At 59.9% G+C, this 12,507-nt stretch carries 8 protein-coding genes; 2 read left to right on the forward strand and 6 right to left on the reverse strand.

Annotation, left to right across the window (positions count from 1 at the left end; translation table 11 throughout):
- Positions 1 to 43 precede the first annotated feature (43 nt).
- Positions 44 to 1,060 carry a LacI family DNA-binding transcriptional regulator gene (locus KQI82_RS00430; RefSeq protein WP_216557170.1) on the reverse strand — a complete coding sequence of 339 codons (1,017 nt, stop codon included), beginning with the start codon at positions 1,058 to 1,060 and terminating at the stop codon, positions 44 to 46.
- Positions 1,061 to 1,372: 312 nt separating this feature from the next.
- On the opposite strand from KQI82_RS00430, the gene gap reads away from it, so the two are divergent.
- On the forward strand, positions 1,373 to 2,389 hold the full coding sequence (gap, locus tag KQI82_RS00435; protein WP_216557173.1) for a type I glyceraldehyde-3-phosphate dehydrogenase: 1,017 nt from the start codon (positions 1,373 to 1,375) through the stop codon (positions 2,387 to 2,389).
- A 245-nt stretch (positions 2,390 to 2,634) separates the two neighbouring features.
- Here gap and KQI82_RS00440 read toward each other — a convergent pair whose 3' ends face one another.
- On the reverse strand, positions 2,635 to 7,908 hold the full coding sequence (locus KQI82_RS00440) for an EAL domain-containing protein (RefSeq protein WP_216557176.1): 5,274 nt from the start codon (positions 7,906 to 7,908) through the stop codon (positions 2,635 to 2,637).
- Between the two features lie 188 nt (positions 7,909 to 8,096).
- Between KQI82_RS00440 and KQI82_RS00445 the strand changes: the two genes are divergently transcribed.
- Positions 8,097 to 8,564, forward strand: coding sequence for a nucleoside deaminase (locus KQI82_RS00445; protein WP_216557178.1), 468 nt, complete (start codon positions 8,097 to 8,099; stop codon positions 8,562 to 8,564).
- A 41-nt stretch (positions 8,565 to 8,605) separates the two neighbouring features.
- Here KQI82_RS00445 and KQI82_RS00450 read toward each other — a convergent pair whose 3' ends face one another.
- From KQI82_RS00450 to argF, 4 genes are all read right to left on the reverse strand, one after another.
- On the reverse strand, positions 8,606 to 9,052 hold the full coding sequence (locus KQI82_RS00450; protein ID WP_216557182.1) for a threonine/serine exporter family protein: 447 nt from the start codon (positions 9,050 to 9,052) through the stop codon (positions 8,606 to 8,608).
- A 1-nt stretch (position 9,053) separates the two neighbouring features.
- Positions 9,054 to 9,875, reverse strand: coding sequence for a threonine/serine exporter family protein (locus KQI82_RS00455; protein ID WP_216557185.1), 822 nt, complete (start codon positions 9,873 to 9,875; stop codon positions 9,054 to 9,056).
- A gap of 219 nt (positions 9,876 to 10,094) precedes the next feature.
- Positions 10,095 to 11,480, reverse strand: coding sequence for a YfcC family protein (locus KQI82_RS00460; RefSeq protein ID WP_216557188.1), 1,386 nt, complete (start codon positions 11,478 to 11,480; stop codon positions 10,095 to 10,097).
- Positions 11,481 to 11,497: 17 nt separating this feature from the next.
- Positions 11,498 to 12,493, reverse strand: coding sequence for an ornithine carbamoyltransferase (gene argF, locus KQI82_RS00465; RefSeq protein ID WP_216557191.1), 996 nt, complete (start codon positions 12,491 to 12,493; stop codon positions 11,498 to 11,500).
- Positions 12,494 to 12,507 lie beyond the last annotated feature (14 nt).

Here is a 12,507-nt window from a genome sequence, read left to right on the forward strand (position 1 = left end):
AGCAGGAAATGCCCCAGAGGAATGGTCCTCCGGGGCGGGCGGCTCACCGGTCCGAGTGGTTCCAGGAGATGGGCATGGTGTGGGGGTGGTAGGTGCTGGAGAGCACCTGCTCTACCACGGGGGACTCCGGCTCCTCAATCCGCCGGAGGATCTGTTCACCGGCAGCACGGCCCAGCTCATCCACCGGCTGGACAATGGAGTCCATGGCATTGGCATAGACCTCGTTGAAGCTGGAATTGTAGTCAATGAAGCTGACCAGGTCGATTCCGTTCCCTATCTGAATCCCCTTTTGCTGAAGGTACATAATGATCTCCGTGGCCATCAGGCCGTTGGCCACGATCAATCCGTCACACTGCTGCTGGAGCAGCGCGTCCAGACAGCGCAGGGTGCTGTTGTCCTTGAAGTCGCCGTACTGCACCAGCAGCTCCTCGTCCGCCAGGCCGCAGTCCGCCACTGCCTGGCGATAGGCCGAGAGCCGCTCCTGGGTGGTGGAGAGCCGCTCAGGGCCGCCGATAAAGCCCACCCTGCGGTCGCCTTTCCCGGCCAGACGGCAGACGCTGCGGTAGATGGGCTGAAAGTTGGACACGGAGACGGAGCCATACTTTTTCACCGGAAACACACGGTCCACCAGCACCACCGGGAAGGCGGCGGGAATCAGCTGGTCGAACCGGTCGAACTCCTCCATGGTGGAAGCCACCAGCAGCCCGTCCACCAGGCCGGCGGAGAGCAGCCGGATGTTGGTCTCCTCCCGGTCCATATTCTCCTTGGTATTGGCGATCACCAGATGGTAATCCCGCTGGGCAAGGTACTCCTCCAGCGTCTCCACCAAAGTTGCAAAGAATTTATTTGAAATATCGGGCACAATAAACCCAATGGTGCGTTTTTTTCCGGTCCGGAAGCTTCTGGCAGAGGCGTCGGGCGTATATCCCAGCTCCGCAATGGCGTGCATCACACGGTCACGGGTCTCCTCGGAGACATATCGTGTATGGTTGATTGTATGGGAAACCGTGGCGGTGGACACTCCAGCCAGCTTTGCCACGTCACTGATCGTTACCTTCATCCGTTTCTTCTCCTTGCGCAACAAGGCGGATTTTGCGCAAACCTTTTCTCCGCCTTTTTTGCCATTATAGAGCGGAGAGCGGGGAGTGTCAAGCAACCCTTCACTTTTCCGGTTTCATTCTCAAATATACTATATATAAGCAACAAAATTTTTCAACAATATTGTCCGTTTTGTCAATTGAAATCTATTTTTTCCCTATGATACAATCTTTACAGTAATCGTTTACGCAAACGTTTTTTAGTGATGCCACCCACAGTGTCCTTTTTTTGCCATCCGGCGGCATCCTGGTATAATGGAAAGGAGTTCGTTTCTATGAGTACGATCAAAATCGGCATCAATGGCTTCGGCCGCATCGGCCGTCTGGTGTTTCGCGCCGGACTGCAGCAGGGCGGAGTGGAGTTTGTGGGCATCAACGACCCGGGCATGACCCCCGACTATATGGCCTATATGCTCCGTTACGACACCATGCATGGCCAGTTCCAGGGCGACATCAGCTATGACGAGGAGTCCATCACCGTCAACGGCAAGCGCGTCATGGTCTACGCCTGCATGAACCCCGCCGAGATTCCCTGGGGCAAGTTAGAGGCGGAGTACGTGGTGGAGTCCACCGGCCTCTTCCTGACCAAGGAGAAGTCCCAGGGCCACATCGACGCCGGCGCGAAGCACGTGGTCATGTCCGCCCCCTCCAAGGACGACACCCCCATGTTCGTCATGGGCGTCAACAACGAGGCCTATACCTCTGAGATGAAGTTTGTCTCCAACGCCTCCTGCACCACCAACTGCCTGGCCCCCATCGCCAAGGTCCTCAACGACAATTTCGGCATCACCGAGGGTCTGATGACCACCGTTCACTCCACCACTGCCACCCAGAAGACGGTGGACGGCCCTTCCAAGAAGGACTGGAGAGGCGGCCGGGCCGCTTCCGGCAACATCATCCCCTCCTCCACCGGCGCGGCCAAGGCCGTGGGCAAGGTCATCCCCGAGCTCAACGGCAAGCTGACCGGCATGAGCATGCGCGTCCCCACCCTGGATGTCTCCGTGGTGGATTTGACCTGCAACCTGGCAAAGCCCGCCACCTATGCGGAGATCTGCGCCGCCATGAAGAAGGCCTCCGAAACCAGTTTGAAGGGCATCTTAGGCTACACCGAGGACGCCGTGGTCTCCTCCGACTTCTTAGGCGATCCCCGCACCTCCATCTTTGACGCCACCGCCGGCATTGCCCTCACCGACACCTTTGTAAAGGTGGTTTCCTGGTACGACAACGAGATCGGCTACTCCAACAAGGTGGTGGAGCTCATCAAGTATATGTCCTCTGTGGACCACAAGTAACGCTTCATTTTCCCATCTGTTTTTTCATAACAACAGGGAAGGGCCGGACGATCGTCCGGCCCTTCCCTGTTTCAGACGCCTCTCCGCCGCGCCCGCGGGCACCTGTCAAATGCTCTGTGCGCTCCGCCGCCGTATTGATTTTAACAACGGGGGACCAGTCCGGATGGGTGAAGGAATCAGCGGCTCAGAACGCGCGGCAGAACGGAGAGGGAAAAGGCCTCCGCTATAAAAGCGGAGGCCTTTTTTCAATCCCGCTCCTCATAGAGGCAGCATTCATTTTTCCCGTTACGCTTTGCCTGGTACATGGCCGCATCCGCCTTGCGAAAGAGCTCCCGGAAGCTGTTCTTCCCCTGCGCCACCACGACGCCGAAGCTTGCGGAGATATCCTGTCTGTTCCGGCTGAGAGCTTCCGCTACCTGACGCGCCTTTGCCATGGCGTTTTCCCGGCTCCCCACATCTCCAATCCAGATGGCAAACTCGTCGCCGCCCAGACGGCCCACGATGTCCTCCTGCCGGCAGCAGCTGGTGACGGCCTTGCCCACAGCGCACAGCAACTCGTCTCCGGCCAGATGGCCGAAGGTGTCGTTGACCTGCTTAAAATTGTCCAGATCAAACTCGATGAAGGCGTTGAGCGCCTCCGCCCGGCTGTCGTTGACGGCGTTTTCCACCATCTCCTGGAAGGTGGCCCGGTTGTAGAGCCCGGTGACCTGGTCGAACTCCGCCCGCTCCCGCAGGGCAATGGTGCGGCGTGTCTGTTCGTCCACATCCTCTATTTTTCCCACCACCCGGCAGCCGTGACTGTCCCTGACGCACTTGCAGCGGGCGCTGTACCAGCGCCAGCCGCTCTCATCCAGCCTCGCCTGGAACAGCAGCTCATGGCGCCCGGTGCCGTGTTCAAAGTTTGAGATGGTCCGGAGCAGGCTCTGCGCATCCCGGAACCGCCCGCTGTTTTCCACAAAGGCGCAGAAGTCGGGTACGGAACGCACGCTGTGAACCCCGTCCTCGCCGATATCCGAATAGGTCATAATGTCATTGTCCACGCTGTATTCAAAGACCTGGGAGCGGCTGTCTGTCATCAGCATCTGGTAGATGTGGGCGGCGCTTCCCTTTTTCCCGGCGGCGCGGGCGGTCTTACGAGAGAAAATCAGCGCCCCAAGCGTCTGGAACAGCCGCTCCGGCTGCACCGGCTTTTCCAAATGGGCGTCCATCCCCGCCTCAAAAGAGGCCCGTATATCGCTGTCAAAGGCTCCGGCGGTCATGGCGACAATGGGAAGCCGCCGGGCGTCGGAGCGGCGCAGGACCCGGATCCGGCGCGTTGCCTCCAGCCCATCCATCACCGGCATGCGGATATCCATCAAAATCGCGTCGTAGTAGCCGGATGTGGCGGCCGCGACCTTCTCCACCGATTCCCGGCCGTCCATGGCGTACTCCACCGCAAAGCCGCGGCTCTCCAACAGCTTCCCTGTGATCTCGGCGCTCAGCGGTATATCCTCCACCACCAGCGCCCGCTTACCGCGGAAGTCAAACCCCGGCTCCGCCAGCTGCTCCGATGCCGCCTGGGGCTGCCGGGCCTCCTGGAACGCAATGTCGACGGTGCAGCAGCACCCCCGGTCCTTCTGGAGGTCGGTGCGCAGCGTGCCTCCCATGGCATCCACAATCTCCCTGACCAGCGTCAGACCCAGGCCGTCCTCCTGCTCTAAGGGCTGGCAGGAGTCCGGCTCCAGTCCCGCGCCGGTATTCCGGATCCGGAATCGGAGCCGCACCGGACTCTCCTCCCCTCTCATCTGCCGGACACTCAGATAGACCCGTCCGCCGGAAGGCGTGCGCTTTGCCGCGTTGGTCAGCAGATTCATCAGCGCCTGCTGAAGGCGGAACGGGTCCGCAAGAACCGTCTCCCGCCTCAGCCCCGCCACCTTCATGGTGAACAGAAGCCCGCCGCCCACCATGGTGGGCTTGATCATCGCCTGCAGCTGCTCAAGCAGTTCCCGGACCTTGACCGGCTGGAGGCGCAGGCGGAAGGTTCCGCTTTGGATGCTGTAGACATCAAGGATGTCGTTGACCAGCCCGCGCATGTATTCGCCGGTTTCCTGAATCTTCTTCAAATACTCCCGGGCCGCGACGCTCAGGTCCGGCTGCCGGCGTCCAAGTTCGGCCATGCCCAATATGGCGTCCATCGGCGCCCGGATCTCCCGGCTCATGCGGGAGAGAAAGCGCCCCTTTACATCGTCGGCCTTTCTGACCTCCTCCAACGCCTGGCGCAATTCCGTGTTCTTCCTGTTCTCCTCCTCCGTCTCCCGTGTGACGTCGGCTCTGGTGGCAATCAGATAGGAGGGATCCAGATGGGAAAATGTCATCCGCTTATGACGTACAGAGCCATCCTGATCCATCAGGCGGTAGGTAAAGGTAAACCGCTCCTCCGTCTCCAATTCGTGGAGCACGTGGGGCAGCATCATCTGCTCCAGGAAGAAGGTGCGGTCCTCGGGGTGGATGAACGTATCCGCGCTTTTCCGGCACGCCGCTTCGTATCCGCCGCTGTCCGCGGGACAGGCGCCCGCGCACTCCTTGACGCCATAGAGGGCGTAGGTCTGGTTTTTAATGCTGATCCGTGCCAGAAAGTCGTAGTCCAGCCGCACCACCGTCTCCACAATCTCCTGTGAGACCTTCCGGGTGTTGATGTCCCAGAGGTGATAGCTTGCAATCAGGTCACCGGTGGCCGTATTCTTCATCAGCCGCACTTCCAGCCGCATCCAGCACAGTTCGCCGCTTTTCTCCAGAATTGGAAACTCCACCTGGGCGGTCTGCTCCCCTCTCCCATAGGCGGCGCTCAACGCCTGGGGGTTCATCCTCTCATAGGTCTCCCGCCCCAGGCTCTCGTCCGCGATCAGGCCTTTGCAGTATGCCGCGAAGCTCTCGCAGGTAAACGCCTTCCCCACCGCCTGGTCGATCTTTCGCTTCTGACTGCGGCAGCTTTCAATGACGCCCCGGCTCAGGTTCACCAGGCAGCTCTCCACGAGACCGGTCTCAAAGGCGTGGGAGAACCCATTCTCCTCCTGCCACAGGATGCTCTTCTGCTCTGTTACGTCCACCGCCTTGCCCACGATCCGGAACACCCGGCCCTCTCTGTCCCCGATGCTGACATAGGTGGCCTTATACCACCGGTAGCCCCGGCCGGTATAGTCGCTTACGAATTCAAAGGTGCCGCTCATGGGATGCCGCCCTCCCCGTTCCAGGGTCTCCCGCACCACGTGGCGGTACTCCGGCTCGATGATGGACGAGCGCTCCACAAAGGCGAGATAGCGGCGGATCCGGCGGGTGGCCCGCTCCCCCTTGCGGTTGAGGAAGTTGAACACCATGGCGTCCTCTTGGATGGAGTAGTCAAAGCTGAGAGTGTCCGACTCGGCCAACAGGATCTGGGACAGCTGGTCCCGGTAGATCAACTGCTGCTGGGCCTCCTGACGCTCCCGCTCGGTCTTCAGCTGCTGGGCGATATCATTGAATGCCACGCAGATCAGCGCACGCTGACCGTCGCTGCCAAGACAGCTGTATATGGAGTCCAGGCACAGCAGCTTCCCCGCCCGGTTTGTGCAGCGGACCACCTGACGCACCGGCTTTCCCGTGCGCACGGTCTCCGCGCAGGCCTCCCGGGACATCTCCCGGTCCTCCTCCGCCAGCACCTCCCACAGATTGTCAGAGTCCTTTGCAAAGGACTTTGGCGTGCAGCCCATGATCTGGTAGAAGCCATCGTTGACCCGAAGTACCTCCAGGCAGCCGTCGTGCATCTCGCAAAAGGCCACGCCGCCGAAAGCGCCGTCCAACAGCCGGTTGACCACCGGATTGCCGCCCAGGAGGATATTGACATCCGCCTGGTTCACACGGCCGGGCAAGGCATTTCCCTTTCTCTCCGGAATCGGAATCAGAATCTGCTTTTCAAACTCCCGGGTGCACATGGGCCGGGCAAAGCAATATCCCTGAATTCGGTCGCACCCCGCGCTGTAAAGGAAATCCACCTGCTCCTGCGTCTCCACGCCCTCTGCGATCACAGGCAGGTTCAGCCACCGGGCCATCCGCAAAATGGAGACCAGCACCGTTCCCACGCGGCCGCCCCGTTCAAAGCCCTCCAGGAATTTGGTGTCTAACTTGATGATGTCCATGGGAAGGTCCTTCAGCGTGTTGAGTGAGGAATAGCCGCTGCCGAAATCATCCATCAGAATCAGATAGCCCTTCCCGCGCAGCTCTTCCGCGGCCTCCTGAATCCGCTCCGGTTCCTCCACATAGGCCGATTCCGTGATCTCCAGGCGGAACAGGGACGGCGCGATGCCAAATCGTCCTGTCACGTCGCAGATCCGTCCACAGGTCTCTGGAACATACAGGCTGGCCCGGGAGATGTTCACGGAGATGGGGAGCGGCGCAAGACCTCTGCGCTGCCGCTCCTGAAGGTACCGGCAGACCTCCGTCCAGACATAGAGGTCCAGCTCCGCGATGAACCCGTTCTTTTCAAACAGCGGGATAAAGGTATCCGGGCCGACCACCTCTCCCCCTGGGCGGACCCAGCGCACCAGCGCCTCCGCGCTGACCGCTCTGCCCTCAGAGAGGCTGTAGACCGGCTGCAAATAGACTTGGAACTGGCGCTGGTGCAGCGCCTCCTCCATGGTGGAGCGAATCTCCTGCTCCCGCAGCATATCCTCCCACATCTGCTCTGTGTACCAGGCGATGTGGCACTTGTAATTGCCCTTGATGGTCTGAAGCGCCAGGTTGGCCCGGTCGCACATCTGGTCCACCGGCAAGGAGGGGTCCTCCACCCGATAGATTCCGGCGCTGACGGTCACCGCCTGCCGCACGTGGAACACCTCCACCTGTTTTTGCAGCGACTCTACCAATTCCTTCAGGCACAGGGACTCCTCGGGAACGCAGGCGGCAAAATGATCCGCGTTCAGCCGTCCATACACGCTCCCCTCCGGCAGTTCCCTGGAGAGCACCTCCGCCATGGCGCACAAAATCCCATTGCCCGCCTGGATGCCGTACATATCGTTGACCAGCTTAAACCGCTCGATATTCCAGCGCACCAGTACATAGGAGGCGGAGGTGTTCTGCAGCAGCTGGGCTGCGGTGCGGTAAAAGGCCGTCTGGTTGTAAATTCCGGTCAGCGCGTCGTGCTCCGCCCGGTGGCGCAGCTCCCTCACCACGCTCTCCGGCAGGGCTCCCCTCTGCTCGTACTGCCGGACGGCCTTATCCACCCGGCAGCGCACCAGCCCCGGCGAGAGACGGATGTAGTCATCCACCCCCAGGGTCAGCATCCGCACCTCTTCCCGCTCCTCTGGGTGCTCGGTTACCACCAGGACCGGCAGATCGTGGCTGCCGCTGCGCAGAAGCCACAACTCCTCCTCGGCCGCGGGAAGCATCAAAACCACCGCCGAAAAAGGCGTCGTATCTCTCTGTATCCCTTCACACAGTTCATAGTCGAAGAGGATTGTGCGAAGCTTTTCCGTCTGACCAAGCAGCAGTAGTTTTTTTCTCTCCATCACGCACCCCTTGATTCCTCCGCAGTGCGGCCGCCGCTATGGCGGCCGTCCCCCTGTGGGGGCAAATGCAGGAACTTAGTAATCAGTTTTATTATAGCTTAAAAGGCAGTCCTTTGCAACTTAAGCCTCTGGCCGCTTGCCGGGCTTAAACGGGTATGGTACAATGAATCCACTTGGGAGGGATGTATATGGACAGAGACAAGCTCTTTATGAAACAGGCGATCGCGCTCTCAGCAAAAGCGGCGGCCCACGGAAACGAACCCTTCGGCGCGGTTTTGGTCAAGGATGGACAGGTCGTATACACCAATGAAAACCAGATCTACTCCGCCACCGACCCCACGTTCCACGCGGAGGCGGGGCTGATCCGAAGATTCTGCGGAGAAACCGGGATCACCGATTTGCGCGAATACACGCTGTACTCCAGCTGTGAGCCATGCTTCATGTGTTCCGGAGCCCTGGTCTGGGTGCGGCTTGGGCGGCTGGTCTACGGCGCCGGCAATTCGGATCTTGCCGGCCTTCTGGGTGAGGAGGGCTGCAATTGCAGCAAGATGGTGTTTGACCACTCCCCCTTCCGTCCGGAGGTCACCTCCGGCGTTTTGCGGGAGGAAAGCCTGTCGGTGCTGCGCCCCTATTTCGCGGCCCATGCCAAGGGATAAGAAAAAGGAGCCGCCCCCCGAAGGGAGGCGGCTCCTCTATTTCATTCCTGCTGTCCGGGCCGCCTTTTCCAAAAGAAAATCCGGAACACCGAGGTGACCATGGAGACGCCCACGGCAATCGCCCCGGCATAGGCCGCCGTGGACATTCCCTTTTCCAAAAAGAGCTGCATATCGCCGTTGATCAGGGCGTCCATGGTATAGTAGAGTCCGCCGCCGGGCACCAGCGGGATAATGCCGATGATGAGAAAAATCGCTGCCGGAGCCTTCATGATCCTGGCCAGGACCTCCGAGAGGATGGACACCACCACAGTGGCAAGGAAATACTGTCCGATCTCAGAACCCAGGTGGGTGCAGAGCAGAAACGCCGCCCAGGAGAGCGCCCCGGTCAGGCTGGCTAAAAAGATGAACAGCGGCTTTTTCACCTCAAAAATAAAGCAAAAGCCCATACAGGCCAAAAACGCATACAGGCAGGGAAGATACCTCTCCAACTCAAATCACCCCAAACAGCATCCTGCCGATTCCGACCGGAATGGCGATTCCAATGGCGATGGCCATGGCCACGATCATCACTTCCGCGAACTTGGTCAGCGCCGTAAGAAAATCCCCGGAGAGCACATCCCGCATCACGTTGGTGATGGCGATTCCCGGCACCAAAAGCATGATGGAGCCGATGATGATTTTGTCGGTGTGCAGGGGGCAGCCCAGATAGTACAGCGTCAGGGGAATCAGGGCAAGAAAGACGCTGGCGATCACGTTGGTGAAAAAGACGTTGGCATTCACCTTGCTCATATAGCCCACAATGACCTTCACCGCCAGTCCGCTGGGAAAGGCGGCCAGCGCGTCCAGAGCCGTTCCGCCCCAAAAGAGGGTGAAAAAGGAGGCCACAAATCCGTAGGCCAGATAGCGGATCAGCTGGGAGTAGGGCGGTGCGCCCACAATCCGCTTCAGCTCCTCCATGGCGTCCTCCACGGCGGGCTTTTTCTCACACACCTGGCGGCACAGGGCGTTGAGCCTGTCCAGCTGGTCCAGGTTGTTGGAGGAGCTGCGGATGCGGACGGACTTGGTGTGGTTCCGCTCGTTTCCCTGGATGTTGATGATGATGCACGAGGGAATGGCGAACACCTCCGTGTCGCGGTACCCATAGGCGCTCAGCATCCGGTCCGCGGACTCCTCCACCCGGTAGATCTCCGCGCCGTTGCGGATGAGCTGCTTGCCCATCTCGCAGCAGAAGTTCAAAAGCTGCTCCGTCTCCCACTGCCTGTGATCCGTTTCCTTTTCCCGCTCCGGCTCTTTCACCGTTTCTTCATCCATATAGCCGCTCTCCATCCATCCGCAAAAAATCAAACCGGAGACTCCGGTGAACAGGATATCGTTTACTCGCGATTATTATATGTGTTTGCGCCGAAAAGTCAACCGTCGTTTTGACAAATTTGTGCAGAGATATTGTAAAGCGGGACGCTCCCCCCGCCGGAGCGGATTTTCCCGCAGACTTAAGGGCCGGCAAATCCAATGGATTTGCCGGCCCTTAAGTTACATGCCAAGCAGTGCGCCCACGGCCAAAAATGCCATGGTCAAAAGAACGAACAGCACGATCAGCTTCCACACATACTTGACCCACCTGTCATAGGACACCCGGCCCAGGGCCAGCGCGCCCATCACCACCGCCGCCGTGGGCGTAATGATGTTCACAAGGCCCGAGGCGGACTGGAAGGCGGTGATCACCAGGGCGCCGGACACCTCAGCGAACTTGCCCAGAGGCGCCACAATGGGGATGGAGAGCGTGGCAAGGCCCGAAGAGGAGGGAATCAGCACACTGAGGGGCAGGTACAGCAGGAAGACCAGCAGGATAAAGGCCAGCGAGCCCGTGCCCGTCAGGGCGTCCTCGCCCCAGTGGAGCACGGTGTCGGTGATGCGGCCCTCGTTCATCAGCACGGTGATGCCGCGGGAGATGCCGATGATAAAGGCCACGCCCAAAAGGTCCGCGGAACCTGTGACAAACTCCTCGGCAATGGCGCTCTCGGCCATGCGGTCGATGAGGCCGATGAGGATGGCGGACACCAGGAAGAGGCCGGAGAGCTCCGGGAACCACCACCCCAGCTCCGGCAGGGGCAGCCCCATATCGGAGAATGGGATCACGCCGTAGATCATCACAAGGAAGGTGAGCATAAAAAGCACCAGAATGCCCTTGCGCCTGCCGGTGAGCTCCGGCGCCTCCTCCGCCTTTGTGTGCAGCACCTCGTGGCCCCGCCCCACCACGGAGAGCTCCGGGTGCTTTTTGACCTTGGCCGCGTAGGCCATGACATACCAGATGGCCGCGCCCTCAAAGACCACCCACTGGACGATGCGCAGCAAAATTCCCTCTCCAAGGGAGACGCCGGCAAACCCGGCGGCGATGCCGGTGGCAAAGGGATTTACGGTGGAGCAGATCACACCGGCTCCGGCTCCTAAGAGGATGACGGAGATTCCCACCACCGCGTCGTAGCCCGCGGCCAGGAAAATGGGGATGAGCAGCGGGTAGAAGGCCATGGTCTCCTCCCACATGCCATAGGAGGTTCCGCCCAGGCCGAAGAGCACCATCAAAATGGGGATCAGCCACTTCTCCCGGCCGCCCAACTTTTTGATGACATTGGATACGCCCGCATCCACGGCGCCAGTCTTCATCACCACGCCTAAAAAGCCGCCCACCATCAGGATGAACAGGCACACATCCACCGCGTCATAGAACCCGTTGAAGGCCGCCAGGACCACATCTCCCACGCCCTGGGGATTTTGCTCCACCGCGTGGTAGGTGCCCGCCACGGGCACGTCGTCCTGGTAGTCGTACTGGCCCGCCGGCACCAGATAGGTCGCCACGGCCACCACGATGATCAGCGAAAAGAGGATCGTGTACGCCGTGGGCATTTTGAATCGGGACATAGTCCCCTCCTTTCCGGTTATGCCAGCGTTGCCACCAGCACGGCCTTGATGGAGTGCATCCGGTTTTCCGCCTCGTCAAATACCACGGAGTGCCTGCCGCGGAACACCTCGTCCGTGACCTCCCGAATGTCCACGCCCTTGTCTTTCCACTCCTTGGCCAGTTTGGTCTCAAAGTCGTGGAAGGAGGGCAGGCAGTGCATATAGAGCACGTCCTTGTTTCCGGTGGCCTTCAGCGTCTCCTCCGTCACCCGGTAGGGGGAGAGCAGCTCCGAGCGCTTGGGAATCAGGTCCTCCTCGCCCATGGAGGCCCAGATGTCGCCGTAGATCACATCGGCGTCCTTCAGGCATCCCATGTCGTCGGTGATCTCGATGAGGCCGCCGTTTTCCCGGGCCACCTCAAAGATCTTCTTGGTCAGCTGGTGGTCCATCTCCCTTGCCAGCTCCTCCGGGCCAAGGCCAACGAAGTGCATGCCCATCTTGGCCGCGCCGATCATCCAGGCGTAGCACATGTTGTTGCGCACATCGCCGGGAAAGACCACCTTCACCTTGTTCAGAGGCTTGGCGCAGTGCTCCTCAATGGTCATCATATCCGCCAGAATCTGAGTGGGGTGGTCCAGGTCCGTCAGGCCGTTCCAGACCGGCACTCCGGAGTATTTGGCCAGGTCCTCCACCACCTTCTGGTCAAAGCCCCGGTATTCGATGCCGTCGAAAAAGCGGCCCAGCACCTTGGCGGAATCCTCCAGGCTCTCCTTCTTGCCCATCTGGGAGCTGCCGGAATCCAGGTAGGTGACGTGGGCGCCCTCCTGTGTGGCGGCCACCTCAAAGGAGCAGCGGGTGCGGGTGGAGGTTTTTTCAAAGAGCAGCACAATGTGCTTGCCCTTGAGCGTGGGGTCGCAGATGCCTGCCCTGCGCTTGGATTTCAGGTCATGGCCCAAATCCAGCATATAGCGGATCTCACCGGGGGTAAAATCCATCAGTGTCAAAAAGCTTCTTCCCTTTAAATTCACAGCCATATCGTATGGTTCTC

The sequence above is a fragment of the Dysosmobacter acutus genome (assembly GCF_018919205.1).
GTDB classification, from domain to species: domain Bacteria; phylum Bacillota; class Clostridia; order Oscillospirales; family Oscillospiraceae; genus Oscillibacter; species Oscillibacter acutus.

What these genes read in the sequence shown, in the direction of transcription:
- KQI82_RS00430 (WP_216557170.1), bottom strand. Translation starts at nt 1,060, where the DNA reads ATGAAGGTAACGATCAGTGACGTGGCAAAGCTGGCTGGAGTGTCCACC.
- gap (WP_216557173.1), top strand. Translation starts at nt 1,373, where the DNA reads ATGAGTACGATCAAAATCGGCATCAATGGCTTCGGCCGCATCGGCCGT.
- KQI82_RS00440 (WP_216557176.1), bottom strand. Translation starts at nt 7,908, where the DNA reads ATGGAGAGAAAAAAACTACTGCTGCTTGGTCAGACGGAAAAGCTTCGC.
- KQI82_RS00445 (WP_216557178.1), top strand. Translation starts at nt 8,097, where the DNA reads ATGGACAGAGACAAGCTCTTTATGAAACAGGCGATCGCGCTCTCAGCA.
- KQI82_RS00455 (WP_216557185.1), bottom strand. Translation starts at nt 9,875, where the DNA reads ATGGATGAAGAAACGGTGAAAGAGCCGGAGCGGGAAAAGGAAACGGAT.
- KQI82_RS00460 (WP_216557188.1), bottom strand. Translation starts at nt 11,480, where the DNA reads ATGTCCCGATTCAAAATGCCCACGGCGTACACGATCCTCTTTTCGCTG.
- argF (WP_216557191.1), bottom strand. Translation starts at nt 12,493, where the DNA reads ATGGCTGTGAATTTAAAGGGAAGAAGCTTTTTGACACTGATGGATTTT.